26 protein-coding genes are annotated in these 24,831 nt (G+C 46.2%); 22 read left to right on the top strand and 4 right to left on the bottom strand.

Annotated elements, in window-relative coordinates; translation table 11 throughout:
* Positions 1-8: 8 nt before the first annotated feature.
* The 4 genes from A7sIIA15_RS06540 (at position 9) to A7sIIA15_RS06525 (ending at position 8,558) form a co-directional block, all read left to right on the top strand.
* Positions 9-2,732, top strand: coding sequence for a beta strand repeat-containing protein (locus A7sIIA15_RS06540; RefSeq protein ID WP_095686327.1), 2,724 nt, complete (start codon positions 9-11; stop codon positions 2,730-2,732).
* 156 nt (positions 2,733-2,888) lie between these two features.
* Positions 2,889-4,556 carry an O-antigen ligase family protein gene (locus A7sIIA15_RS06535; RefSeq protein ID WP_095686326.1) on the top strand — a complete coding sequence of 556 codons (1,668 nt, stop codon included), beginning with the start codon at positions 2,889-2,891 and terminating at the stop codon, positions 4,554-4,556.
* 298 nt (positions 4,557-4,854) lie between these two features.
* Complete coding sequence (locus A7sIIA15_RS06530; RefSeq protein WP_095686475.1) at positions 4,855-7,494, top strand: metallopeptidase domain-containing protein; 2,640 nt, start codon at positions 4,855-4,857, stop codon at positions 7,492-7,494.
* 23 nt (positions 7,495-7,517) lie between these two features.
* Positions 7,518-8,558: a glycosyltransferase family 4 protein gene (locus A7sIIA15_RS06525; RefSeq protein WP_223298253.1), complete on the top strand. Its 1,041-nt coding sequence runs from the start codon at positions 7,518-7,520 to the stop codon at positions 8,556-8,558.
* Here the strand turns inward: A7sIIA15_RS06525 and A7sIIA15_RS06520 are convergent.
* Entirely contained in the window at positions 8,555-9,484 is a 930-nt protein-coding gene (locus A7sIIA15_RS06520; protein ID WP_095686325.1) for an aldo/keto reductase, read from the bottom strand. The genes A7sIIA15_RS06525 and A7sIIA15_RS06520 overlap by 4 nt on opposite strands.
* 27 nt (positions 9,485-9,511) lie before the next feature.
* On the opposite strand from A7sIIA15_RS06520, the gene A7sIIA15_RS06515 reads away from it, so the two are divergent.
* The 7 genes from A7sIIA15_RS06515 to A7sIIA15_RS06485 all read left to right on the top strand — a co-directional run bounded on the left by A7sIIA15_RS06515 (position 9,512) and on the right by A7sIIA15_RS06485 (position 15,904).
* On the top strand, positions 9,512-10,003 hold the full coding sequence (locus A7sIIA15_RS06515) for a heme-degrading domain-containing protein (protein ID WP_095686324.1): 492 nt from the start codon (positions 9,512-9,514) through the stop codon (positions 10,001-10,003).
* Positions 10,000-10,902 (top strand): PfkB family carbohydrate kinase, encoded by a 903-nt coding sequence (locus tag A7sIIA15_RS06510; protein WP_095686323.1) that lies wholly within the window; start codon positions 10,000-10,002, stop codon positions 10,900-10,902. Before A7sIIA15_RS06515 ends, A7sIIA15_RS06510 begins: the two co-directional genes overlap by 4 nt.
* On the top strand, positions 10,903-11,670 hold the full coding sequence (locus A7sIIA15_RS06505) for an aldose epimerase family protein (protein ID WP_095686322.1): 768 nt from the start codon (positions 10,903-10,905) through the stop codon (positions 11,668-11,670).
* A 9-nt stretch (positions 11,671-11,679) separates the two neighbouring features.
* Positions 11,680-13,029 (top strand): transaminase, encoded by a 1,350-nt coding sequence (locus A7sIIA15_RS06500; RefSeq protein ID WP_095686321.1) that lies wholly within the window; start codon positions 11,680-11,682, stop codon positions 13,027-13,029.
* A 40-nt stretch (positions 13,030-13,069) separates the two neighbouring features.
* Entirely contained in the window at positions 13,070-14,200 is a 1,131-nt protein-coding gene (locus A7sIIA15_RS07120; protein ID WP_190279130.1) for a glycoside hydrolase family protein, read from the top strand.
* Positions 14,201-14,232: 32 nt separating this feature from the next.
* Positions 14,233-15,435, top strand: a complete 1,203-nt coding sequence (locus A7sIIA15_RS06490; protein ID WP_095686320.1) for a cysteine desulfurase-like protein — start codon at positions 14,233-14,235, stop codon at positions 15,433-15,435.
* Between the two features lie 103 nt (positions 15,436-15,538).
* Positions 15,539-15,904: a hypothetical protein gene (locus A7sIIA15_RS06485; protein ID WP_095686319.1), complete on the top strand. Its 366-nt coding sequence runs from the start codon at positions 15,539-15,541 to the stop codon at positions 15,902-15,904.
* A 153-nt stretch (positions 15,905-16,057) separates the two neighbouring features.
* Here the strand turns inward: A7sIIA15_RS06485 and A7sIIA15_RS06480 are convergent, their stop codons facing one another.
* Together A7sIIA15_RS06480 and A7sIIA15_RS06475 are read right to left on the bottom strand one after the other, a co-directional pair.
* On the bottom strand, positions 16,058-16,534 hold the full coding sequence (locus tag A7sIIA15_RS06480) for a GNAT family N-acetyltransferase (protein WP_095686318.1): 477 nt from the start codon (positions 16,532-16,534) through the stop codon (positions 16,058-16,060).
* 3 nt (positions 16,535-16,537) lie between these two features.
* A complete protein-coding gene (locus A7sIIA15_RS06475; RefSeq protein ID WP_095686317.1) occupies positions 16,538-17,218 on the bottom strand; it encodes a winged helix-turn-helix transcriptional regulator in 681 nt (226 codons plus the stop codon).
* 17 nt (positions 17,219-17,235) lie between these two features.
* Between A7sIIA15_RS06475 and A7sIIA15_RS06470 the strand changes: the two genes are divergently transcribed.
* From A7sIIA15_RS06470 to A7sIIA15_RS06430, 10 genes are all read left to right on the top strand, one after another.
* On the top strand, positions 17,236-17,643 hold the full coding sequence (locus A7sIIA15_RS06470) for a thioredoxin family protein (RefSeq protein ID WP_095686316.1): 408 nt from the start codon (positions 17,236-17,238) through the stop codon (positions 17,641-17,643).
* Positions 17,644-17,827: 184 nt separating this feature from the next.
* Positions 17,828-18,277: a DUF4395 domain-containing protein gene (locus tag A7sIIA15_RS06465; protein WP_095686315.1), complete on the top strand. Its 450-nt coding sequence runs from the start codon at positions 17,828-17,830 to the stop codon at positions 18,275-18,277.
* Positions 18,278-18,389: 112 nt separating this feature from the next.
* Positions 18,390-18,794, top strand: a complete 405-nt coding sequence (locus A7sIIA15_RS06460) for a Fur family transcriptional regulator (protein WP_095657967.1) — start codon at positions 18,390-18,392, stop codon at positions 18,792-18,794.
* Positions 18,791-19,690: a CAF17-like 4Fe-4S cluster assembly/insertion protein YgfZ gene (gene ygfZ / locus A7sIIA15_RS06455; protein ID WP_095686314.1), complete on the top strand. Its 900-nt coding sequence runs from the start codon at positions 18,791-18,793 to the stop codon at positions 19,688-19,690. The genes A7sIIA15_RS06460 and ygfZ overlap by 4 nt, the downstream gene beginning before the upstream one ends.
* A 17-nt stretch (positions 19,691-19,707) precedes the next feature.
* Positions 19,708-19,836, top strand: coding sequence for a hypothetical protein (locus tag A7sIIA15_RS07170; protein ID WP_257789704.1), 129 nt, complete (start codon positions 19,708-19,710; stop codon positions 19,834-19,836).
* The gene (locus tag A7sIIA15_RS06450) at positions 19,837-20,337 is read left to right on the top strand and encodes a heme-binding beta-barrel domain-containing protein (protein ID WP_095657969.1); all 501 of its coding nucleotides are present in this window, start codon (positions 19,837-19,839) and stop codon (positions 20,335-20,337) included.
* Positions 20,337-21,248, top strand: coding sequence for an asparaginase (locus A7sIIA15_RS06445; protein WP_095686313.1), 912 nt, complete (start codon positions 20,337-20,339; stop codon positions 21,246-21,248). Before A7sIIA15_RS06450 ends, A7sIIA15_RS06445 begins: the two co-directional genes overlap by 1 nt.
* A gap of 19 nt (positions 21,249-21,267) precedes the next feature.
* Positions 21,268-22,524 (top strand): D-inositol-3-phosphate glycosyltransferase, encoded by a 1,257-nt coding sequence (mshA, locus tag A7sIIA15_RS06440; protein WP_223298252.1) that lies wholly within the window; start codon positions 21,268-21,270, stop codon positions 22,522-22,524.
* Positions 22,525-23,007: a type III secretion system chaperone family protein gene (locus tag A7sIIA15_RS06435; RefSeq protein WP_095686311.1), complete on the top strand. Its 483-nt coding sequence runs from the start codon at positions 22,525-22,527 to the stop codon at positions 23,005-23,007.
* A 9-nt stretch (positions 23,008-23,016) separates the two neighbouring features.
* Positions 23,017-23,760 carry a phosphoglyceromutase gene (locus A7sIIA15_RS06430; protein ID WP_095686310.1) on the top strand — a complete coding sequence of 248 codons (744 nt, stop codon included), beginning with the start codon at positions 23,017-23,019 and terminating at the stop codon, positions 23,758-23,760.
* A 4-nt stretch (positions 23,761-23,764) separates the two neighbouring features.
* Here A7sIIA15_RS06430 and A7sIIA15_RS06425 read toward each other — a convergent pair whose 3' ends face one another.
* A complete protein-coding gene (locus tag A7sIIA15_RS06425) occupies positions 23,765-24,241 on the bottom strand; it encodes a hypothetical protein (protein ID WP_095686309.1) in 477 nt (158 codons plus the stop codon).
* Positions 24,242-24,348: 107 nt separating this feature from the next.
* On the opposite strand from A7sIIA15_RS06425, the gene A7sIIA15_RS06420 reads away from it, so the two are divergent.
* Positions 24,349-24,831 carry a CarD family transcriptional regulator gene (locus tag A7sIIA15_RS06420; protein ID WP_018225626.1) on the top strand — a complete coding sequence of 161 codons (483 nt, stop codon included), beginning with the start codon at positions 24,349-24,351 and terminating at the stop codon, positions 24,829-24,831.

Below are 24,831 nucleotides of genomic sequence, written 5' to 3'. Positions count from 1 at the left end.
GGAAACAAATGTCTACAAAGACAACTTTCAAGCGCATCGCGCTTGTGACTGTTGCGGCTTTGGGCTTTGGAATGCTTTCTTCAGTATCTGCGAGCGCAGCCGCTCCAACAGCAGTTACTGTGGGAACAATTCCTACGGCACAGGTGGGTGTTGTTAATACAGCTCCAATCACCATCACATTGCCAAGCGGAGCGACAACAGCAGACACTTACGCGATCAGCGTTCGTGTTACATCTGCGCCAGCTGGTTCTGCATACCGCAGCATCAACGCATCTGGTCTTAACGCAGGTGTTGCTGCGACAGGAAACACTGTCAAGGCAAAGATCACTATCGATGTCGCAACCGGCAATGGTGGCGTATTGACTGGCGATGGAGTAGATCTTGCTGATGGCCTAACTGTCTCAGCTATGTTCTCACCATCAACAGCTCAGGTTGCTGCAACATCACTTGCAGCATCGTTTAAAATCAACGTAACTCCAGATGTTGCTGGTTCATACACTGTTCTTGTCTCAACACAAGAAGATGCTAATGGAGCTCATGAAAATGAGGAGTACACAGCTGGCGATGCGAATGTTTCATATACATTCACAACAGCAGCTGCAGCCGCAACTGTAACTCTTGCACAGGTAGCACCTACTGGAAACGGTATTGCTACAGCAACTAAGGCAAACGGTATGATCTTTAAGGCAACAATTAAGGATTCAACTGGAACTGTGTCTCAGTTAGGTGCAAACGAGTCAATTCGTGTCTACGCATCATCAGCGACTGGAACAGTGACAATGGATGCAATCCGTTCAGCTGCTGCCGGAAACACTTTGACAACTCAGACAACAACATCTGAGTACACACTGACAAATGCAGACTTCACCAATGGTGTTGCGTATTTGAAGTTTACAAACACCGTGGCTGAAACAGCAGTAATTACTGCAGTTGGAACAGGTCTACTATCTTCAACAGTAACAGGAACGCTTTCTTTGACAACAAAGACAGCATCAACTGTAGCTGCAACAGGTGTATTCACTGACTCAACTACTCAGGCTGCAGCAATTACAGCTGGTACAGGTGGTCACACAGCTGTTACAGGTACATATGCATCAGCTGCATCACGTACAGCAACTTCACACTCATACAAGGTAACTCTTGGAACTGCAGCAACACTCGCAGGTGACTTTGTTCTCGGAGCAGTAGTTGATACTTCAGGCAAGATCTCTGGTCTTGTTGGCGCAACCTACGGTTACGCGATTGCTACAGCAGCAGTAGGTACCGCCACAACTGGTGGAACCGCAGCTGTTTCAATCACTGCAACTCTTTCAACTGCAGGAAACAGTTTCTCTGTTACTGTAGCGGGCGGAACATTGACTGTTACATCTGCAACATCTGCAGTGACAGCAATCACAGCGCAATCACCTACAGCGACAACAGTTCGCCAGGCTGATGGCGCAAGCACAGCTATGACACTACGTGTTGAAGATCAATTTGGTGCTCCAGTGGCTTCATCAGTTGTGACAGTTGCAACTACAGGCCGCAATGCATCAACAACATCTACTACAGTTGTTTCAGATGCAAGTGGTTACATCACGTATACACGTACAGATGCAGGTACTTCAGCATCTGTTAACAAGCAGGATGTTGTAACTTTCACACACACACCTACAACTGGTTCTGCTGTAACAAAGACGATGACTGTTATCTACGGCTCAACAGCAGTATCTACAATCGCTTGTACTTCAGGTGCAGAGCTAGATACAGCAACATCAGTTACATACCGTGATATCTCATCAGGTGACGGTGCTGAAGAAGGCGCTGCTTCACTATGTACAGTAACTATCAAGGACGCTAACGGAGCAATCATGGTTGGCGTACCAGTTACAGTTACAACAGCCTCTGCAGGAGCAGCAGTTGTTTCAACATCTGCAACTCTTTACACAGATGCAGCTGGAACTGTTGCACCTGAGGTCTATGCTTGGACTTCAGGAGCTAAGACATTCACAGTTACTGCTGGAACAGTTACTTCAACTGAGACAGTTAACTACCGTCAAGCGGACGCAGCTGAGGTTCGTTCAATCTCTGTAGTTGCAGACGGAAACCGTCATCTCGTAACTGCTAAGGATCGCTTCGGAAACGTTGTTCCTAATGTTCGTATCTACGGTACACGCACAGGTAACGGCCTATTCGGTGGCGGAGCTCCTACAGCTAACGCAATTACAGCAGCGCCAGTTGTGGTTGATTCAACTACAGGTGTTGCTGAGTTCATCTTCAACGCAGGATCAGCTGATTCTGTTGTGAAGTACCAGGTAGCCTCAGCTGCAGATACACCATCTGCAACATACGGTTACACAGATGCTCTAGCAGGTAACGTTGATGGTGGAACAGCACCTGATGCATTGACTGCAACAGTAGCTGGAACTGCACTAGTAGCTGAAGAGGGCGTTGGTGCTTCATTCTCAGCAGCTGGTGTCAACTCAGTAACTGCAGCAATTGCAGCAGGTACTGACACAGGTCAAACAGCAACTGATGCAGCAGCAGAAGCAACTGATGCAGCAAATGCAGCAACTGATGCAGCGAATGCTGCAGCAGAAGCAGCAGATGCAGCAACAGCTGCAGCACAAGATGCTGCAGATGCAGTAGCTGCACTATCTGCTCAGGTTGCCTCACTGATCTCTGGTCTAAAGTCCCAGTTGACAGCGTTGACAAACCTAGTAATCAAGATCCAGAAGAAGGTAAAGGCGTAAGCCCCCTTTGATCTGATAAAGATCTAGAACCGAAACCCGGTTCCCACTTAGGTGGGGGCCGGGTTTCGGCTTTAAAAACAGAAGGAAAGTGAATTTTCATAGGCTGAAAAAGGAAGCAATCCATTGCCAGCGTCATTTCCGGACTACAATTGGAAAGTGCTCGACCAAAGTATCCGGGAATTACTCACAAAGATAATACTTGCAGGCCTAATCTTAATTCCAATCTCAATTCTCCCATATTCGGCTATTGATCCAATTAATACCCCGCAACTCGCTGTTTTGGTAGTAGTAGCTTTTGTTATTTTCGGAATTCTGATTGCGGCAAGAAGCTCAATCGAATTCTCAAGCTTCAGGGTAACCTTAGGTTTATTGTCAGTATTCAACCTAGATTTACTTATGGTTTTTATCTTTTCAAAAGCCAATTTAGGATTACAATTTTATGGAACCTTTGGAAGAAACACTGGGCTTCTGACATATATTTCACTCTCAGTCATTCTTTTTTCTGCGGCACTGGTTAGTAATGAAGAGTCATTGATCAAATTTAACAAGATGTTCTATTTGGTTGGCCTGATTGCAACAATCTATGGAGTTATTCAGTTTCTCGGTTTAGATCCAGTTCCGTGGGATAATATCTTCAGCCCTGTAATTGGCTTTCTTGGGAATCCAAATTTTCAATCAGCATTGCTAGGCATTTGTGGCGTAATAGTCTTTACTAGCATGTTTAATACCGGTACCGGCAAGGCGAAAATATCCGCAGGAATCTTCTTGTTGGCCTTAGTCTTTACAATTTATCAGACCAACTCCAAACAAGGGCTCCTGAATCTTTTGGCGGGAGTTGCAATCGTAATTTGGATTTACATTAAAGAAATAGGACAAAAGAAGTTTACCCACCTTGTCACAGTATTTATGCTTTTCTTTGGGTCTCTTGTTGCGTTGGGGGTATTTAATTACGGTCCGCTAGGCGATGTTTTATACAAACGCTCAGTTTCAGCCCGAATTTTTTACTGGGAAGCTGGCTTGAAAATGACATTAGAGCATCCATTATGGGGTGTTGGTTTGGATAATTATGGAGATTGGTTCAGGCGTGCGCGTACTTCTCGAGCAGCAACTGAGTTTGGTCCTGATAGCGTCTCAGATGTTGCACACAATGTCCTTCTTGACTTTTCATCGAATGGAGGGCTGCTACTTTTAGGTATTTATGTTAGTTTGATGGCTTTTACTACCTTGTCAATTATTCGAGTAATTATGCGTCAAAATAAATTCAATTCAAGTCATTCGGCATTAGTAGGCGCGTGGGTTTCCTATCAAGTTCAAAGCTTTATTAGCATAAACCAACTCGCCCTAGTTTTTATCGGCTGGGTTTTATCAGGGCTTTTGATCGGTTATGAAATTTCAACCAGGAATAAGTCTAAAGAAGCTCAGAAGAACGAGTCTGGTAAGACAAAGAGCAAGAATGTATTACAACCCAAATATGTTTTAATTGTATTCATCACTGGAACATTAGGTTTCTTGGTTGGATCACAACCTATGATTTCATCAATAAAATTTAGGTCAGCACTTGAGAGCGGTCAAGTTGATAGGATTGCGAATTCTGCGAAATTGATTCCTTTAGAACCATTCAGAATATATCAAGTTGCATCAGTCCTTAAAAACAATAAATTCGATAAAGAGGCATTAGATGTGCTTGAGGTTGGCTTGAAAAACTTCCCAGATAGTTACATTCTTTGGCGATTACTAAGTGAGTTTCCGGAGGTGCCAGATGCTCAAACTGCTGAGATTAAGGCAAAAATGAGAGAACTAGATCCGAAAAACAAGCAAATATAGAAATTTGCTTGTTTTTCCTCAGTTAGTTCTCAGCCTTCTGCGTTCTAATAGGTCCATGACCCAGCCAACGCGTATCTATAAGCATTCATCGGCTGGCACCGACTGGGAGGCGCCATTATTTGGCAGAGCCCAACTATGACTGGTCCTTTGGGTTGGCTCTGTGATTCCATGGCAACTGCGGTCATCGTTGGCGGTGAGTAGTCTGTGAAATGGTTTGGGCAGCCTGAATTGGCGCTTTATCGGGTATTTGCTGTGACTCGACATGAAGAAAGTTCGTGGGAGATTTAGGATGCTCACTATGTCCCCGCAAAGCCAGCTACGAAATCGGTTGATCTTAATTTTCGCAGCAGTTTTTGGATTTGTATCAATTGGTTTAGCACCTGCATATGCAGTTGATGAGCGTGTCATCGATGTTGTTGAGGTTACTTGGGCAGGAGCGCCAGCACCTGCTGGTGATGCCAAGAAGGTTGCTTCAGTTATAGATACCGAAGTGAACGCTGACTGGAAAAAGTACACGACGATGTTTGGAGACACCAAGGATCGCACTGTCTCTTTTAAGACTGGCAAGGTTTTAGAAACCCAAATCACCTTGGTTTCAAAAATGGCATGTATTGGATTTGCATCATCTGAGTTCATGAGATCGATTCGCCCAGAAGCGTATTCACGTTTGGGAATTACAGATTACTCAGAGCGCTACTTAGTTGTAGTTGCGCCAAAGGCTGGGTGTGTTTGGTCTGGTCGTGCTCAGTTGGGTGGTGCAAAGAGCAAGAGTGGTACATTAATTTTGCATGACAGCGCTTCTTCATTTGTTATTACACACGAGCTTGGCCATAACTTTGGTTTGGGTCACTCAAACTTTTTAAGATGCGATAACGCTGCATACGATGGACCGTGGGGTGAGACCTGTAAGGGTGTTGAATACGGCGGAACTATTGATGTGATGGGCAATATTGATACAACATCACCACTTAATACTTACCACCAGTGGCGTATGGGATATATAGATGACTCTCAGATTAAACAGGTGTGGCAATCTGAGGTTATTAACCTTGCACCGAGTGATTTTGCTAATGGAATTAAGGCAGTCTTTATTCGTGATGGCAGGGCTGCATATTGGATTGAGTACCGACGCAAGACAGATGGCGTTGGATATAAGCCAGGCCTTGCTATTTATCGCCTTGATCCTCCGCCAATTTCAGCCATTGTCTCACCTAACCCAGAAGATGCTGAAGCAGCTGAATTTGGCTCAGTTTTAGGCACTGATGTGTGGATGCTTAACCTAGATACATATCAATACAAAGATTCACGCTCTGTTGGTGGTTCTATGACTGCGCTGACTGCAAAGACTTACTCTGGCAACGTCTCCTTTAGCGCGGTTGCTTCAGAGACTGGCGCTGTTGTCACCATTACAAAGAAAGCTGACACAACACCTCCTCCAGTGCCAAACGTGATTCCAGTTGCACAGTGGAGCTCTCCTAACATGGTCATTCTCGGACCAGGTGGGGAAGATGCAGACACAGCGATTGTTGGCTTTGAAGGTCAGATTGATGGTGTTGTGCAAACACTTAAAGCTTCAGATATCGATGGTTGGTTGCCAACATATTTGTCTCCCTTTATTGCACCGAAGACTTTTTACCTAAGAGATCTTCCTGAAGGCACTTACTCATTTGCAATGCGCTCAATCGATATTGTGGGAAATAAAAGTGATTGGTCAACGTCGCAAAAAGTTGTAATCGATCGCGCAGATCCTGTAGTCACCAATGATTTTGTCTTAACTGGGGCGGCGGCAAATGAGCTCTCACTCACCTGGAAGGGTGCAACTGATGCTGGCAGTGGAATCTGTCAGGTGAATGTTGTTGATGAAGATGGTTTGGTTATTCAGAGCTCTTCCGTTAAAAACGCACCTGTCATAAAGGTTGCAGCTGGAGCAACTGTTACTGGTTTGGCTCAAGTTTTTGATTGCTTAGGTAACGGCAAGGCTGGCGATCTATCTGTGACAGGTAAGTTAGTTGCAGGTGATAAGAGTTCAAAGACTGGTAAGTGGAGCCCAGCAGGGGCTGCTTATGGGACAGGTGCCATTAAGTGCGTTGGTAAGTGCACGGCATCATTGACCATCTCTGGCAAAAACGATGTTTTGATGGGAACTGGTGCTGCCACAGTGTCTGTGGGTAATAAAACCGTTGCCACAGTTGCAGATAGCAAGGTTGCCAAGCTGCGCATTGGTGCAACTATTGATGTTGGGCCAAGTAAAAAAGTTGTGCGTGTAACAGGTTCAAACTTTGTCTTAATTGGCCTATCTTCCTTCACAACCACACTTGGTTCTTTAAAGGATCTCGATCGCGCACCTGCAATTAGTGATCCTTCCCTTAGTGATGAGAAGCAAATAAAGCTGGCAAAGTTTGGATTCCGCGCAAGTGATTTCAGCCAAGAGTGGACTGTGCTGCCTATGGGCAGAGGAACTACTCTTGAAGATCCATCGTTAGATTTATGTAATGGTGTGTATCTTTCAGAGAAAGAGCGCGTAGAGCGCCGCCAGGTTGCTGCCACAAAAGAAGGCAGCACATTTGCTTTTCTTTCATCAGAAGTAGTGCGCTATTCATCAGCTGCAGCTGCCGCTGCCGCGCAAAAGGAGTTAGTAAAGGTTCTAGCTCAGTGCCAAAGTGAAAAGGGATATAAGGATCCAACTGGAGCGCTAGTCCCCTATGAATTTAAAACCTTAACAAATATTCCAGCTGGTGTTATGGGCGAATCTAATCGAGTATTTGTGTATACAAATATCGATTCAGGTGTACGGGGTAGAACTCTTCTAGGTTTCTATCAATTCAATGGGGACATGTTTACAGGCCTTTATGTGATGAATACTGAGGGCTTTAGCGATGCTCAGGTGGCAAAGTGGCTGAAAGTTGCCGCCACGATGGCCTCTCGCCTTAAGGGCTAAAACCCCGTCATATACTCATCCCCGTGAGTATTACCTCAATACAGTTTGTGATTCTTGGTGTATCCGCATTTGTGCTCGCCGGTCTTTTAACCTGGCCAGTTCGAGCCTTAGCAATCAAACTCAGTGTGATGGATCTACCCAACATGGAGCGCAAGACCCAAAAAGAGCCGGTTCCATATTTAGGTGGAGTGGCAATTGCGCTCAGCATCATCATTGTTACCTATGGTGCAATTTATTATTCTGATAACACAAAAACAAACTTTCCTTTAATCACATACGCACTTCTTCCAGCAGCGGTTTTAGGTTTAATGGGTTTAATTGATGACATCAAAGGCCTACCAGCCCTGCCTAGATTAATCGCACAAACCGTAGTTGCAATTCTTGTGGCAATCTTTATGCTCAACGCTGAACTCAACCCTATGCCATCTGCTAATCAATTACTCAATAACGTTATAACCATTATTTGGATAGTTGCAATATGCAACTCAATTAACTTCTTTGACAATTTAGATGGCGGTGCTGCTGGCACTGTTGCTGTTTCAACTTTTGGTATTGCACTTATTGCAGCTAATCAAGGTCAAGAACTTATCACTGCCCTAGCTTGTGTTACATGTGGTGCAACTGTGGGCTTCTTACTATGGAACAAATCTCCTGCCAAGATTTATATGGGTGATGCTGGAGCTCTTTTCCTCGGAGTTTTGGTTGCTGTTTTAACGATTCGCCTTGATCCCGGAATCTCACCGCAAATCAACTCTTTAGCTATTTTGCCTATCTTGCTTGCAGTTCCTATTTTGGACACGTGCATAGTTGTCTTTTCACGAATACGACGTGGCATATCCCCATTTACTGGCGGCAAAGATCATTTATCCCATCGCTTAATGCGCAAAGGAATTAGCAAAACAAACACTGCTTTTTGCCTGTGGGGTATGCAGGCTAGCTTTGTTGGGATTGCTTTAGTTGTTTATTTCTACAGCACCACCCTTGGCACACCAGGTGTGGTTCTAGCTGGTCTTTATTGGTTAGGTGCTTTTGTGTGGTTCTGGCGTATTCCTTCCAGTGACTAAGCAGAAACCCCATTCAGCTTTTCCACTTCTTCCTTACTCAACTCCACCACCTGAATAATCTCTTCCACCTGTTCCACAGTTCTAGCCGATGCAATAGGAACACTCACGCTTGGTTGAGCACGAAGCCAGGCAAGTGCAACGGCTGCCAGTGATGCGTTGTGGTTCTTTGCAACTTCATCCATAACAGTAAGCACTGCGTAGTTCTTATCAGTTGCATATTCTCGGGCACCAGCTGCTCGCTTTGAATCAACTTCAGTAACACCTGGGCGGTATTTGCCTGTGAGGAATCCTCTAGCGATGCCATAGAAAGGAATATTGGAGATTCCAAGATCTGAAACAGCTTGTGACATTTCACCTTCATAGGTTTTTCTATCAACGAGGTTATAGAGATCTTGAACGGCAACATATGCGGGGATGTTGTTATCTTCACTGAACTTTATTGATTCACGCAGGCGTGCTGGTGTGAAGTTAGAGGCAGCGATGTAGCGGACTTTGCCTTGCGCGATGAGCTGGGCATAAGCACCCAGAGTTTCTTCCAACGCAACAGTCTCATCATCTGCGTGGCTGTAGTAAAGATCGATGTAATCTGTTTGAAGACGATTTAAAGATTCTTCACAGGCTGCAAAGATGTTCTTTGCAGATAGCCCTGGTCTTTTATCCATCTTTGAGACTTTGGTAGCAATAACCATTGATTGGCGGTTGTTGCACTTTTTCATCCACGATCCAATAACTGATTCTGATTCACCACCCACATGCCCTTCTACCCACTGGTTATACATATCGGCAGTGTCGATGAAGTTACCGGCATGTGCGCTATAGGCATCCATCACTGCATGGGACTGGGCTTCATCGGCATTGGAGCCAAAGATGTTGCTGCCAAGGCACAGCGGATGAACTACGAGGTCGGTTTCTGGGATAGTGATCATGCACGCACAGTAAGGCACAATTAGCGCGTGGTCGAAACAACGGGCGGGTTCACAAGTGCAGGGTTGGCTCTAGAGGCTAAAACCTTAGAACTTCCTTCCCTGTCCCAAAAAGAGGCAATAGAAATTGGCGAGATCGCACTTGATCTTGGCTTTGAGCGCTCTGTGCCCATCGCAGTTGAAGTGCGATTAAAAGAGTGGGTTGTTTTTCACGCATCCCTTCCAGGATCCTCTCCTGATAATGATTCATGGATCGCGCGCAAAGCGCGCGTTGTGTTAGCAACAGGTAACTCAACAATGTTTGAGCGAGTATTAGCTGAAGAACAAGGCATTGATTGGTATGCCACTAAAGGATTACCAGAAGAGACTCATGCGATTCACGGCGGTGGCCTGCCACTTAACGTTGCAGGTTTTGGTTGCATGGGAATTTTGTTGATTAGTGGTTTGCCTCAGGTGCAAGATCACTTGTTGGGCGTGGAAGTACTCACTGAGTTTTTAGCTCGCAAAGGCGAACTACCGTGAGCATCTGGGTGTGTGGTGAAGTACTAATAGATATTTTGCCAACAGGTCCTGTAGTCGGCGGTGGACCAGCAAATACTGCCAAAGCGCTCGCGCGCTTAGGATACGAAGTTGATTTTATTGACGGTATTTCAACTGATGCCTACGGTGTGAGTGCAAAAAAGGAATTGAACAGAGATGGTGTGGGATTAGGACTATCTCTTACAAGTGATAAACCCACCTGCGCGGCAACCGTTACTTTAGATTCAAAGGGCTCTGCTTCATATGAGTTTCTTATCAATGGCACCGCTACTTTTGATTTCAATTCCTCTTGGCTGCCTGATCCTGAGCGTTTAAAGCCTTCTGTATTACACATAGGAACACTCGTAACAATCATTGAGCCTGGGGCAAGCGTTCTCTTTGATTGGGCAGTTAAAGTAGGCGAATTTGCACCGATTGTCTTTGATCCCAATATTCGCCCTTCTGTTATGGCAGATAGAGCTAAATACGCTGCTGCTGTTGAGAAATGGGTCAGTATTTCTTCTGTTGTGAAAGTGAGTGATGATGACATTGCATGGCTTTATCCAAGTGAATCTTTAGATGTTGTTGCTCATCGCTGGATTGAAGCGGGAGTGAGCTGCGTGGTTATTACACGCGGTGCAAAGGGGCTTATTGGCTTCACAGCCAACGGCATGGAAGAAGTAGATGGTGTGAAGGTGGACGTTGTGGACACGGTGGGTGCAGGTGACACTGTTGGCGCAATTGTTGTGGAGGGCATTATTAAGCATTCCGTGCATGGTTTGCAGGGTCAGGTTCTAAATGCTTTGTTACACAAAGCAGCAATTGCTGCTGGTATTACTTGTTCACGTGCTGGCGCACAACCTCCACGAGCGCACGAATTAGTAGATGCAATGGAGAAGTAAATGGAGTTTATTGATGATGCGGAGTTTCAGATTGCGATTGATAATGACAATGGTGCTCGTATTACCTCACTAAAGTGGCGCGATAATGAATTTGCTGTGCCCTTTAGAGGACAAGTGCATACTTCTGGTTGGTATGCGATGGCGCCGTGGGCTGGTCGCATTAATGAAGGTTTGATTAAAGATGCAAGCGGACAAGAGTTTCAACTACCAGCAACAATTGATCCACCCCATGCGCTGCATGGGTTTGGGCTTATCTCTTCTTGGCAAGAGATTGGTCCTGGTAGATCACTGCTTCATCTGCCAGCGCCATATAACGGTGCAACTGTTGAGCAATCTATAGAGGTTTTAGATGATGCAATTCGTTGGTCACTTGAATATGAACCTAATGGTTGCGGCCTACCTGCTTGGATGGGTTTTCATCCCTGGTTTGCTAGAGATTTAGATCGTGGGGGCAGTGCTGAGATTGAGTTTGCAGCCACAGAGATGCTTATTCGTGGCAGTGATGGAATACCAACAGGAAAGAGAAGTGCGCCAACGCCCCAGCCTTGGGATGATGCCTTTACTGGCATTAAAGGCACGCCAGCAGTTGTTTGGGAAGATGTGGCAAGGATTTCTATTGAGTGCGATGCACCTTGGTGGGTTGTTTACACAGAAGATAGTGAAGGTGTGTGTTTAGAGCCTCAGACAGCGCCCCCTGATGCGCAAAACCTAGGTATTAGTGGTGAGAACTACATCGAAGCTTTATTTGTTTTTGAATCACTTGAATAGACTACGAACATGATTAATCGTGAGCGTTTAGCTACTTTGCGTGCAAAAGAAGATGCACGCTTTCTTGCACTACACCCTAAATCAGGAGAGATGTTTAAAGCTGGGCAAAAGAACATGCCTGGCGGTGTGCCAATGTCGTGGATGGCTAAGTGGCCAGGTGCTTATCCAGTCTTTGTAAAGGAAGCTAAAGGAGCACGCTTTAGCGATGTGGATGGCAATACCTATATTGATTTTTGTTTAGGTGATACAGGATCAATGACTGGGCACTCACCTGATGCAACAGTTGCAGCTATTCGTGAACAAGTGGGCAAAGGCATCACAGCAATGCTGCCAACACAAGATGCTGCCATTGTCTCAGGCGAGCTTGCTGCGCGCTTTTCTTTACCGCTCTGGCAGTTCACAGTCTCTGCCACCGATGCTAACCGCCACGTGATTCGCTATAGCCGCATGATTACAGGACGTTCAAAGATCGTAGTTATTGATCGTTGTTATCACGGCTCAGTAGATGAAACCTTTGCAACGCTAGATTCTCTTGGCAACACAGTTGCCCGAGAAGGAAACATTGGAGCACCAGTTGCACTGGATCAAACAACTCGGGTTGTGGAGTTCAATGACATTGCAGGGATGGAAAAAGCTTTAGCTCACGGGGATGTTGCAGCTATCTTGATGGAGCCTGCAATGACTAATGTGGGAATTGTTTTGCCACAAGCAGGTTATTTGGAGGCAGTGCAAGAGCTAGCTAAGAAATACGGCACCATCTTGATTATTGATGAGACACATACGATCTCCGTTGGCCCAGGTGGAATGACGGCAGATCGTGGCTTAAAGCCAGACTTTTTAACTATTGGTAAAGCAATTGCAGGTGGCATACCAACAGGAACTTTTGGAATGACTCACAAAATCGCTGATGACATTAAGCGCATGGTGGAGCTTGAAATCATTGATACGGGTGGCATTGGTGGAACGTTGGCCGGTAATGCTCTTTCTCTAGCATCTATGAGAGCCACTTTAAGTGAAGTTCTTACTCAAAAGAACTTTGATCACATGATCCAACTTGGCACACGCTGGTCTGATGGTGTGGACGCAGCTATCAAAGAGTTTGATTTGCCATGGACCTGTAATCGCTTAGGTGCACGTGGTGAATACATGTTTGGCAAAAGCGCCCCAGTAACTGGGGCTGATGCTAATAACGCTGGAGATTTTGAACTAGAGCAATACATTCACTTGCGCATGCTCAATGATGGCTTTTTGATTACGCCTTTCCATAACATGGCGCTGATGTGTCCAGACACCAGTGAGGCTGATGTGGATGCCCATACGCATGCCTTTAGGGCGATGTGTGCAGAACTCGTCCAATAACCTATTGACGAGTTAATTAACCCTGCTTCACACTTGGACAATGAAGCGCTACGTAGCTCTTATTGCAGCCTATGCCCTGTCCGCAGGCGTATTAGTTTCTCCAGCAACTGCTCAGATAAGCGGTGGAACTTGGACTCTTACAACTGAGAGCGTGAATCTAAATCTCAAAGGCGTTAGCCCTTACGTTGAAAAAACAAGTACAGGTTTAGATCGATTGTGGTTTGCATCCCCTGATGCACTTCCAGATCCCATCATGGTTGTTGATTGCACAGAAGCAGGCACCTGTACCCGCCAAACTCTCTCCTCACGCTTTGGCTCTGATGCAACAGTTGTGACCCTTAAAGATGGAACACGCAAAGTGTTTTTCGTTGAAATGGGTCCTAGTGGGAAAAGAATCATGTTTGCAACCATCACAGGTAGCTCATTGGCTCATGGAACAACATCTGAGTTAAACGTTGCTGGATCAAGTGTTTCTCAAAATGAAAAGGCTTGGGGAGTTCCAGATGCTGTGCTGCTTCCAGATGGACGCGTGCGGGTCTATTGGGTGCTTTCAGATAAAGCAACTGGCAAGCCTGGGTTGCCTGAATCTATAGTCAGTGCGACATCAACTGACACAACTGCTAGCTCTTTTGTGCGTGATGCAGGAGTTCGATTAACAGGCGGTTATGTTGATACAGATATCTTGCGAGCAGTTGATGGTGACTGGGTGATGATGACATCTACTGGACCAGGTGCTGGAACACAGTATTTGTATATGGCCACATCAAAAGATGGATTAACGTGGGATGTCCATCCCACTCCTATTTCAGGTAGCAGTGAATCAGCACTTGATCCAACTGGTTATGAGACAGGCACAAATACCTGGCGTATTTACTATGTTTCTTCTGAACCAGGCATGATTGTTAATCGCAATTACATTCTCAAGCGCGCGGTGCTCACATGGAAAGAAGCTGTTGCTACTCCTACTCCAACACCAACCCCAACAGTGAGTGCAACACCAACTCCAACACCGACAGTCACAGAAACACCTTCACCAACACCTGTACCTGTCGTTGCTAAACCAACAACTACCGCCAAGAAAACAACGATTACCTGCGTTAAAGGAAAGACAACAAAGAAAGTCACAGGTGTTAAGCCCAAGTGCCCAGCTGGCTATAAAAAGAAGGCTTAAGTAATTAGAGCCTTGCTGATAACCTGCTCCGCATGACATACGACGTCCACAAGATCCGCTCCCACTTTCCTTCACTTAACACCGGCCTTGCATTCTTTTGTGGCCCTGGGGGATCTCAAGTTCCGTTAGTCGTTGGAGCAGCAATTGCTCACGCAATTACTAAGCCGATCTCTAATCGAAATACCAATACCGAGAGTGAGAAGAACGCTGAAGAGTATGTGGTGGGCTTTAGAGAAGCAGTCGGTGATCTCATCGATGTTGATCCACGTGGTGTTGTCTATGGACGCTCATGGACACAACTCACATATGACTTCTCTCGCACACTGGCGAAGAACTGGGGACCAGGGGATGAAGTAGTTGTCTCACGCCTAGATCATGATTCAAATGTTCGTCCATGGATTCAAGCAGCAGAGGCTGTTGGGGCAACGATTCGTTGGGCAGAGCTAGATACCAAGACAACTGAGATTAGCGTGGGCGCAGTCGAAGCGGTTTTATCGTCTAAGACAAAGCTTGTTGCAATAACAGGTGCTGGTAACACCATTGGTACTAGACCTGATTTAAAGGCTATTGGGGCTGCTGTGCACAAGGTGGGAGCGCTGTTCTATGTTGATGGCGTGCACTTAACACCACATGCAGCAATTAGTGTTAAAGATATTGGCGCAGATTTCTTTGGTTTCTCTTTCTATAAGTTAATGGGACCACACTGTGCGGCCCTAGCAGCCTCTCCAGCACTTCTAGAGACTCTGTCTAATGACAAGTTATTGCCTGCAACCAATATCGTCCCAGAGCGCTTTGAGTTCGGCACATTGCCCTATGAGCTCATGGCTGGATGTATTGCAGCAGTGAACTTTATTGCCGAGATGGCACCAGGTAATGGTGTTACTAGACGCGAGAAGATCGTTAACTCTATGAACGCGCTAGAAAAATATGAAGATGAACTTCTGGAGTATCTAGAGAGCTCTGTTGCATCATTATCCGGAGTAACTTTGTATGGAAAAGCAAAGCACCGCACACCAACAATCTATTTCTCTTTTGCAGGCCATGACAGCGTTGATATCTATAAAGCTATGGCGCAAAAAAGCATCACTCTTCCTGCCTCTAACTTCTATGCCCTAGAGGTCTCAAGAGCACTTGGCTTAGGTGATGCTGGCGCGCTGCGCGCAGGCTTAGCGCCATACTCAACGAGGGATGATGTGGATCGCCTCATTGCAGGCTTAAAAGAGCTTACTGCGTAGGTTTTTTCACAAACAACTCACAAGAGTGCCAGAGCTTGACCACAGAGTTTTGTTCTATTTTTCACTTATCCGCAAGAGGTTGTGGAAGAGATGAGGGGATTTCATGATCAAGTTAAAGCGCATTGTTGCAGTGGCAACTACTGCAGGACTCTTTGCACTTGTGGGTGTCTCGGGGGCACAAGCTGCTGAACCAACTACACCAGTAGTGAAGAAAGTGGCATTAACACCAGAACAAAAAGCAGCATTCGATGCAGCTCGCGCAGCATTTAAATCTGCACAAACAGCACGTCAAGCTGCAGTTGCAACTGCAAAGCCAGCGATTGAATCCGCAAGAGCTACCTTTGAAGCTGCACGTTCTGGCGCAACAACACCTGAAGCTAAGAAAGCTGCACGCGATGCTTTGAAAGCCGCGGTGGCAACTGCTAGAGCAGGAATTCCTGCCAAGCCAGTGAAACCAGCTCGTCCTTAAAAAGAGTTGAGAAAGTAAAAAAGGAGCCAGTTCCCCTGGCTCCTTTTTTCTTGTACATGAAAAGAAGAAGGCCCAAGCGATATAGCTTTCGCTAGGGATCTCTCTTGGGCTTTGGGGAAATAGTAGTGGAAAACATAATTACTCAGAGTGACTTTAGTTAAACCCTAACGATTGATAGAGCTTTAATCCTTTTTCATTATCAGCATCGACATATAACATCGCATGCTTTAAACCCTTAGTAACAAAGTAGTTAATAGCCTCAACCGAGAGTGCTCGTGCTATGCCGCGGCCGTGGTGGGCAGGGGCTGTGCCAACAACATAGAGCTCACCGACTGGATCTTGATTAACTAGATCTTGGTGAATCTTGGTCCAGACAAAGCCTTCAATTACTCCTTTTTCGGTTGCAAGAAAGAAACCTTGGGGATCAAACCAGTCCTCTTTAATTCTGTTATCTAGATCTGCCATTGCCCAATTACCTTGATCTGGGTGGTGGGCAAAGATGTGATTGTTTAAATCTAGCCATTGTTGTTTATGGGTAGCGGTGTTGAATGTTTCGATGGTGTAGTCGTGTGTGCGTTGCGGAAGTGAATCGCTGGTGAGATCGCGATGGAGTTTTAGAATATGACGCATAGTTTATGCATCGACAGTGAAGCGATATCCCACATTTCTAACGGTTCCAATGATTGCTTCAAACTCAGGACCTAGCTTTGAGCGAAGGCGACGGATGTGAACGTCAACGGTGCGTGTGCCACCGAAGTAGTCATAGCCCCAGATCTCTTGCAAAAGTTGAGCGCGTGTAAAGACTCGGCCTGGGTGCTGAGCTAAGTATTTGAGTAGTTCAAACTCTTTAAAAGTTAGATCAAGAACTTCACCCTTAAGGCGGGCGGTGTATGTGGATTCATCAATTGAAACATCACCGCTTCTAATCTCACCGCTGTGTGGGTCGTTGTGAAGATCAGAGGCAGCTTGCTTGCCTAAAACAATACGGATGCGAGCATCTACTTCTGCAGGTCCAGCAGTGTCGAGCATGACATCGCTAATGCCCCAGTCTGCATTAAATGCAGAAAGACCACCTTCAGTAGTAATTGCAATGATCGGGCAACCAATTCCAGTTGTTGTGATGAGCTTGGTCAAAGATTTTGCAGCCGGTAGTTCACGGCGAGCATCGATGAGGAGAACATCTACTTCTGGTGCATCTACTAGAACAGATGCTTCTGCGGGCAAAATGCGAACGCTGTGCTGGAGCAAACCAAGTGCCGGTAAAACTTCAGCACTAGCACCATGAGTGTTCGTAAGTAGCAGAACCTTGGCCATTGGTACAGACTACCCTCGTGAAATCGTTGCTTCCAATCCTTATTGTGCTGGCGCTAGCTAGCGCATATGGCTTTTGGTATCAGCGCTCAAGGGGCGTAGTAAAGGCTAAAGAGCGGGCCGGTGTGATTACTCCCCAGATGATTGGCGCACCCCTTGGCTCAAGAGCCAGCCTGGTTCAGTTCTCTTCAGCCTTTTGCACACCATGCCGGGCAACCAGAGCGCTACTAGAAAACGTTGTTGAAGATCTAGACGATGTTGTTCACATAGATATAGATGCAGAAGATCATTTAGAGCTAGTGCGTCAATTAAACATTTTGAGCACGCCAACTACCCTGATCCTTGATTCCAAGGGCAATGAAGTGGGGCGGGCTGTGGGTGCACCTAAGCGTGAACAAGTCCTTAATGCCCTTGCTGCCATTAGATAGTTTGTGCAAATAACTCGCAACTCGCGTTAGTGAACTACCTTCTTTACTATTTGCACTATGTCATTAGCCAGCTTCTTCACCAAGCGCCGTGTCGTTGATTACGGTCGCCTGGCTGGTTCTTTGTGCCGAATGTAATTGTTTTTCATTTAAACAATTAACTATTCGTCTACCAAGGAGATAAGAAATGACACAAGAAACTCAGATTAAGCAATCCACGGTGATTGATGCTCGTGGACCACGTTTTGGCGCAGTGATTACAACGGCAGTTTTAGCGACCGCCCTAGCAACTTCTAACCTCTGGGTTATCGTTGCGCAGGCAATTGTTTTTGCAATCGGTGCCTTTCGTGGTCCACAGTTCACTCCCTATGCGCTGATCTTCAAAAACATTGTTAAGCCACGTTTAAAGAGCGCAGTCATTACCGAAGATGTGCGCCCACCGCAGTTTGCACAAAGTGTTGGCCTGATATTTGCACTCGTTGCAATCGCTGGATCAATTAGCGGAATCTCTGGACTCTTTGTAGTTGCCGTTTCATTTGCACTTGCAGCAGCCTTCCTTAACGCTGCATTTAACTTCTGCCTAGGTTGCGAGATGTATTTGTTGCTCCTGCGCGCAAGAAAACCACAAGCCTCTTAACGTCTCTAGCGTTAAGCCTTTAAAAAGATACTTTGGCGCACCTGGGCGTAGTTACCGGGGGGTTTTTAAGCCCAGGTGCGCAAAGTAATCTAAGACAAAGTAAGGTATGCACATGGCTGATAAGCACGAACTGCGCGATAAAGGATTACGTTTAACACCACAACGTGAACTAGTCCTTGCTGCTGTGCGCGCACTTGGGCATTCAACCCCTGAAGAAGTGGCAGAGAAGGTACGTCTGACCCATCCAGGAATTAATCTTTCAACTGTCTATCGCAACCTAGAAACTCTAGAAAATGTTGGTTTAGTTCAACACACTCACCTAGGCCATGGCGGTGCTACTTATCACGCAGCTGAAGAGCTGACCCATCTGCACTTAGTGTGTGGAAAGTGTGAGGCTGTAGGAGATGCACCATTAGATGTTGCTTCTACTTTTGTTAACGCACTCTCAGATGACTATGGTTTTAAGACAGATGTTTCACACTTTGCAATCTATGGAACCTGCTCTAACTGTCAATGAGTGCGGTATTAGTTGAAGATGGTCCTGATAAAGGCGCAATTTGGCATTTTGGTGAACCAGTAAAAGAACAAAGAGCTATCGAGGCAGGAACTGCCTGGGCAGATCTTTCACATCTTTCAGTCATTGCAGTTGATGGCGAAGATCGCCTGAAGTGGTTGCATGATTTAACAACACAGTTTTTAACAGATCTTCAGGCTGGTATCTGGAAGCCTGCAATGATTTTGGATCCACAGGGCCACGTTGAGTATCAATTCAACTTAGTTGATGATGGAACAACCACTTTTCTTGTACTGGATGCCAGCTATGCAGAGGCTTTGGTTGCATACCTGAGCAAAATGAGATTCATGCTCAAGGTAGATGTGCGGGATGCAACAAGTGAGTTTGCTGTTCTTCGCGCACCAGGTGCAACAACAGATATTGGTGGACCTTTTGCATTAGTGCCAAGAGCAGAAGTTGCGCAGATGGCACAGGCTTTTAACGCTGTGGCTACACAAGTGGGCACATGGGCACTTGATGCCGAGCGCGTTGCTGCAGGACGTCCACGTATTGGTTTTGAAACTGATCACAAAACAATTCCTAATGAGATCGGTGTCTTAAATGGCGCTGTGCATATGAATAAGGGTTGCTACCGGGGACAAGAAACTGTGGCCAAGGTATTTAACTTAGGTAATCCGCCTCGCAGATTAACCATGCTCCACCTCGATGGCAGTGATGTGGGATTTCCAGCAACCGGGACAAAGATTGAAAATGATGGCGTTGTAGTTGGTTTTATTGGCACTGTGGCAAGACACCATGAACTGGGCACTATTGCCCTTGCTATCGTGAAGCGAAATACACCGTTGGATGCCACGCTAAGCGTTGATGGAATTGCAGCAGCGCAGCAACCTATTGTTTAACCGCTACGCTTTAGCGCGTGGAGCTTCTTACCTCAGTAATCCTTGGCTTAGTGGCCATCGCTTTTGGTATCGCGCTCATCTTTTACGCATTTCGCGGACGTCAATCACAGGCCAGACGCTCGCCCAAATTTAGAGGACGTCCATAAATGGTTTTCACAATCCCTGAAGGATTGCATCCAGATTTAAATCCACTTGCCTGGCTAGTTGGCACATGGCGCGGCAAGGGCCGTGGTGAGTATCCAAATATCGAAGGCTTTGAGTTTGCCCATGAAGTTGTCTTTAATCATGATGGACGTAATTTTCTCAATTACTTCTCTCGCTCATGGATATTAGATGCTGATGGAGAGATAGTTCGCCCGGGTGCATCTGAAGTAGGTTTTTGGCGCGTGCAACCTAATAATGTTTTAGAGGTATTGATTTCACATTCAACTGGAATTACTGAAGGTTGGGTTGGAACCTTTGATGGTCCCAAGATTCAATTAGTAATGGATCAGGGCTATTCCGCGCCTTCTGCCAAGATTGTTACAGCAGGTGTTCGCCTCTATGGTCTTGTTGCTGGTGAACTCTTTTATGCCTATGACATGGCAGCTGAGGGACAAGAGCTCCAAGCACATGTGTGGTCATCTCTGCCACGTTCAGCCGAATGATGTTAGGTGAAGTCCTAGCCGAAGTAACACGAGGCGGGAAAGTGGAATCTGTTCATGCAGGCCACGTTGTTGTTTTAAATGCTGATGGCTCAATCGCTTTTCAAAAAGGCGATCCAACTCTGCCTATGTATTCACGCTCTTCACTTAAATCTATTCAAGCATCAGCGATGGTGCGCGCAGGCCTTGATTTAGAACCACGTTTATTGGCTCTGGTGTGCGCTTCCCATGCTGGCACACAGATGCACCAAAGCGGAGCGCTCGCCATATTGGCAAAGGCTGATTTAGATGAGCATTCACTGCAATGTGTGATGGATAGACCATTAGATGAAGAGCTGCGCAGAACGGCGCAGCCCACACGACTTGCCATGAACTGCAGCGGTAAGCATTCAGGAATGATTCTGACGTGTCATATCAATGGTTGGCCTATTGATTCTTATTTGAGCCCAGAGCATCCACTGCAATTAGCTATTGCTAAAGAAGTAGAGATGATGAGTGGTGAAAGAATTAGTAACACCACCGTTGATGGTTGTGGGGCTCCGCTATTTATGTTTTCTCTGCTTGGTTTAGCAAGAGCAGTTCGTCAATTAACTATTTCAACTGATCCTGTGCACCAAAGCGTTGCGGCAGCTTGTAGAGAGTTTCCAGAAATGGTTTCAGGTCAAGGTCGTCTTGCAACGAGAATGATGCAAAACATTGAAGGTCTGTTTATGAAAGATGGCGCAGAAGGTTTCAATGTTGCATCAATGCCAGATGGGCGCACATTAGCCATCAAGATCAGTGATGGAACTTCGCGGGCATTGCCTGCAGTTACTGCAGCTGCGCTAAAGATTCTTGGCGTGGAAGCGGGCGAGGTCGAAGAAAGTACATACGGTGGAGGCAAGAGCGTGGGGAGCATTCGCGCAACCTTCTAATTGCCCGTACCCTTAAAGCATGAACGGGCGCATTGCAACCTTGATGGTGCACACATCACCTCTGGATCAACCAGGTATTGGTGATGCTGGTGGCATGAACATCTATGTTGTTGAAGCTGCCCAGCGCATGGCTGCCATGGGTGTGGAAGTAGATATCTTCACTCGCAGAACTAATCCTGATCAAGCAGAGATTGTTGAAATCTCTAAAGGTGTGCGCGTTCGACACTTTGCCTGTGGTCACGGGGCGTTAACTAAAGAAGAACTACCTGCCCACATCAATGGTTTATCTAAAGAGTTCTTACGTATTCTTAAAGAAGAAAACTACGACGTTATCCATTCTCATTACTGGATCTCTGGCAAAGTAGCTATGGCTGCATCTAAAGAGCTAGGTATTCCACTTGTTCACACCATGCACACAATGGCACGAGTGAAGAATTTGAACTTAGCTGAAGGTGAAAGCCCAGAGCCAATGATTCGCGTGCAGGGTGAGACTCAAGTGGTTGCTGCAGCACAGGCCCTGGTTGCTAACACTGATGCTGAAGCTGCCAGCCTTGTTTCACTCTATGATGCCTGTCCAGATATCGTCCATGTTGTTACACCGGGTGTTGATCTCTACACATTCACCCCAGGAGAAGGAAAAGTAGGAGCCCGTGAGTTTGTTGGAATAGATGCAGATGCTTTAGTTGTGAGCTTTGTGGGTCGCATTCAGCCACATAAGGGTCCTGAAGTTTTGATCCGTGCAACATCTGAACTTGTTAAGCACTCACCACATCTTCGCCCCAAGTTAGTTATCAACATTATTGGCGGAGCTTCGGGTGCTAATACTGAAGAAGTAGAGCGTTTGCAGGAGTTAACTACATGGCTTGGAATAGATGATGTTGTGAGGTTCATGCCTCCCACACAACGTGCTGATCTGCCACAGTGGTATCGCGCAGCAGATTTAGTATGCGTTCCTAGTTATTCAGAAAGCTTTGGTTTAGTTGCACTTGAAGCACAGGCCTGTGGCACACCAGTAGTTGCAACAGCTGTTGGCGGCCTTCGCACCGCAGTGGCCGATGGTATTTCTGGTGTTCTAGTTGATGGCCATGATGCAAAGGCCTGGTCTTCAGTTATTGCGCGTCTTTTACTTGAACCACAGCGCCGCGTGCTTTTATCAATGGGTGCCATTGAGCATGCATCCCACTTTGGTTGGGACACAACGGCCCGTGGCACGCTAGATATTTATGACCTTGTTATTACTGAAAATAACGCAGCGCGCAAAATCGCAGGAGAGTAAATGGCTGCGATCGACCCACGTTTTACTATTGAAGAGTTCCTTGATTCTCATGATTTAGAGTTTGAGCGCAAAGATGCACATACTTTCCTGGTTACATTGCCAGGGGAGAAGAAATTACAAACTCACCTTGCACTCATAGTTGGTGATCATTCTTTAAGTATTAACGCCTTCGTTATCCGAAAGCCTGATGACAATGAGGCGGCGGTGCATGCATGGTGCATGGCAAAGAATGCATCCCTCTATGGAATTGCTTTTGCTATCAATGAAGTGCGAGATATTTTCCTTGTGGGGCGCTTGCCGCTATCAGCTGTTACTGATCGTGAGATTGATCGTTTAGTGGGATCAGTGCTTCAAATCTCTGATTCATCCTTTAATCCACTTATTGAACTTGGATTTGCTAATGCAATTCGCCGTGAGTGGGCTTGGCGCGTTTCACGCGGGGAGTCACTGGCCAATTTAGATGCTTTCAAACATTTGGTTTAGGATGAGGCTATGAGCAGCTACGAACTAATCCTTTTGCGCCACGGAGAATCAGAGTGGAATGCCAAGAATCTCTTTACAGGTTGGGTCGATGTGCGCCTTTCTGCAAAGGGTGAAGATGAAGCGCGCCGTGGTGGTGGGCTATTGGCTGAGCGAGGATTACTTCCAGATCTTCTTCACACATCATTACTACGCCGTGCTATTCACACATCTCAGTTAGCCTTAGATGCATGTGATCGTCACTGGATTCCAGTTAAGCGCTCATGGAGATTAAACGAGCGTCACTACGGGGCCCTTCAAGGAAAAGATAAAGCCCAGACTCTTGCTCAATATGGCGAAGAACAGTTCCAGCTATGGCGCCGCTCTTTTGATGTGCCACCACCTGCTATTGATGACAATGATGAGTTTTCACAGGCTAAAGATGCGCGCTATGCCGACATCAGCGCCCCTAAGACTGAGTGCCTTAAAGATGTCATTGAGCGCATGTTGCCGTACTGGCATGAATCAATTGTTCCGGACCTTAAGGCCGGCAAGCGAGTGCTTGTGACTGCCCATGGAAACTCACTGCGCGCATTGGTTAAGCACCTCGATGGAATTAGCGATGCTGATATTGCTGGATTAAATATCCCAACTGGAATTCCACTCCTATACACACTCAATGCTGATCTAACACCAACTGTTAAGGGCGGAGAGTATTTAGATCCTGAGGCAGCTAAAGAGGCTATTGCTGCAGTTGCTAACCAGGGAAAGAAGTAAGTTTTTAAGCAGTGATGCCAGCGTAGTCATCTCGCTGGTCACGAATAATTGCTTGCACTGTCACTTCACCGGCACGGGCAAAGAACATTGTTACTTGCACTCTTTGACCAGCTTTAGCACCAAGTACTGGCACAACAGCCTTAATGTTGGCACTTGGGCCTTCAAAGATAACTGGTTTGTTTTTAGCTAAAACATTGCTTCCAGTAAGACTTGCTATCTGACCATTGATTGCCACACCGAGCAGTGCATCTTCTTGATCTAAAGAATTAACGAGAGTTCCCACTAATACGCCAGCGCCTTCGGCAGTTTCAACGACGAGGAGATTAACTACCTTAATATTGTTACCGTCAGTATTTACTGTTGCCTCAACACCATCAGTAACTTGCTTGAGATTTCGAGTTTCAGCGTTTAATCCGGCGCCACATCCACTGAGTGAGACGGTTAATGTTGCAATGAAGAATGCAATTAGTACGCGGCGCATAGGCGCAATTGTCTCACATCATATAAGCAGTGTTTCACGCTGGTTATAGCCAGGTTTTCTCATTGCGATATTGCTGGTAGAATTGACCCTCTAGCGAAGGGCATCACATGACATTTAAGGTCGGCGAAACCGTTGTTTATCCTCATCACGGGGCTGCATTAATCGAAGCTATTGAAACTCGCGTGATCAAGGGTGAGGAAAAGACCTACCTAGTGTTAAAAGTTGCTCAAGGCGATTTAACCGTTCGAGTTCCTGCAGAAAATGTGGATCTTGTCGGCGTTCGCGATGTCGTTGATTCTGCTGGCCTAGACCGTGTATTTAACGTGTTGCGCCAGCCATACACAGAAGAGCCAACTAACTGGTCACGTCGTTACAAGGCAAACCTAGAAAAGCTCGCCTCAGGTGATGTTATTAAGGTTGCTGAAGTTGTTCGCGATTTGTATCGCCGCGACTTAGACCGTGGTCTATCAGCTGGTGAAAAGCGCATGCTCGCCAAGGCGAAGCAGATCCTTATCTCAGAGCTAGCTCTTGCAGAGCGCACTGATGAAGAAAAGGCTGCAGTAATCCTTGACGAGGTTCTCGCTTCCTAA

Origin of the sequence: Candidatus Planktophila vernalis (genome assembly GCF_002288185.1) — a bacterium.
GTDB lineage: Bacteria > Actinomycetota > Actinomycetes > Nanopelagicales > Nanopelagicaceae > Planktophila > Planktophila vernalis.
Note: the sequence above shows the minus strand (reverse complement) of the source record. Positions and strands in the feature narration are given on the sequence as shown.

What these genes read in the sequence shown, in the direction of transcription:
- A7sIIA15_RS06430 (WP_095686310.1), top strand. Translation starts at nt 23,017, where the DNA reads ATGAGCAGCTACGAACTAATCCTTTTGCGCCACGGAGAATCAGAGTGG.
- A7sIIA15_RS06480 (WP_095686318.1), bottom strand. Translation starts at nt 16,534, where the DNA reads ATGCGTCATATTCTAAAACTCCATCGCGATCTCACCAGCGATTCACTT.
- A7sIIA15_RS06530 (WP_095686475.1), top strand. Translation starts at nt 4,855, where the DNA reads ATGTCCCCGCAAAGCCAGCTACGAAATCGGTTGATCTTAATTTTCGCA.
- A7sIIA15_RS06435 (WP_095686311.1), top strand. Translation starts at nt 22,525, where the DNA reads ATGGCTGCGATCGACCCACGTTTTACTATTGAAGAGTTCCTTGATTCT.
- A7sIIA15_RS06445 (WP_095686313.1), top strand. Translation starts at nt 20,337, where the DNA reads ATGTTAGGTGAAGTCCTAGCCGAAGTAACACGAGGCGGGAAAGTGGAA.
- A7sIIA15_RS06475 (WP_095686317.1), bottom strand. Translation starts at nt 17,218, where the DNA reads ATGGCCAAGGTTCTGCTACTTACGAACACTCATGGTGCTAGTGCTGAA.
- mshA (WP_223298252.1), top strand. Translation starts at nt 21,268, where the DNA reads ATGAACGGGCGCATTGCAACCTTGATGGTGCACACATCACCTCTGGAT.
- A7sIIA15_RS06520 (WP_095686325.1), bottom strand. Translation starts at nt 9,484, where the DNA reads ATGATCACTATCCCAGAAACCGACCTCGTAGTTCATCCGCTGTGCCTT.
- ygfZ (WP_095686314.1), top strand. Translation starts at nt 18,791, where the DNA reads ATGAGTGCGGTATTAGTTGAAGATGGTCCTGATAAAGGCGCAATTTGG.
- A7sIIA15_RS07120 (WP_190279130.1), top strand. Translation starts at nt 13,070, where the DNA reads ATGAAGCGCTACGTAGCTCTTATTGCAGCCTATGCCCTGTCCGCAGGC.
- A7sIIA15_RS06460 (WP_095657967.1), top strand. Translation starts at nt 18,390, where the DNA reads ATGGCTGATAAGCACGAACTGCGCGATAAAGGATTACGTTTAACACCA.
- A7sIIA15_RS06465 (WP_095686315.1), top strand. Translation starts at nt 17,828, where the DNA reads ATGACACAAGAAACTCAGATTAAGCAATCCACGGTGATTGATGCTCGT.
- A7sIIA15_RS06490 (WP_095686320.1), top strand. Translation starts at nt 14,233, where the DNA reads ATGACATACGACGTCCACAAGATCCGCTCCCACTTTCCTTCACTTAAC.
- A7sIIA15_RS06505 (WP_095686322.1), top strand. Translation starts at nt 10,903, where the DNA reads ATGGAGTTTATTGATGATGCGGAGTTTCAGATTGCGATTGATAATGAC.
- A7sIIA15_RS06425 (WP_095686309.1), bottom strand. Translation starts at nt 24,241, where the DNA reads ATGCGCCGCGTACTAATTGCATTCTTCATTGCAACATTAACCGTCTCA.
- A7sIIA15_RS06500 (WP_095686321.1), top strand. Translation starts at nt 11,680, where the DNA reads ATGATTAATCGTGAGCGTTTAGCTACTTTGCGTGCAAAAGAAGATGCA.
- A7sIIA15_RS06420 (WP_018225626.1), top strand. Translation starts at nt 24,349, where the DNA reads ATGACATTTAAGGTCGGCGAAACCGTTGTTTATCCTCATCACGGGGCT.
- A7sIIA15_RS06540 (WP_095686327.1), top strand. Translation starts at nt 9, where the DNA reads ATGTCTACAAAGACAACTTTCAAGCGCATCGCGCTTGTGACTGTTGCG.
- A7sIIA15_RS06485 (WP_095686319.1), top strand. Translation starts at nt 15,539, where the DNA reads ATGATCAAGTTAAAGCGCATTGTTGCAGTGGCAACTACTGCAGGACTC.
- A7sIIA15_RS06450 (WP_095657969.1), top strand. Translation starts at nt 19,837, where the DNA reads ATGGTTTTCACAATCCCTGAAGGATTGCATCCAGATTTAAATCCACTT.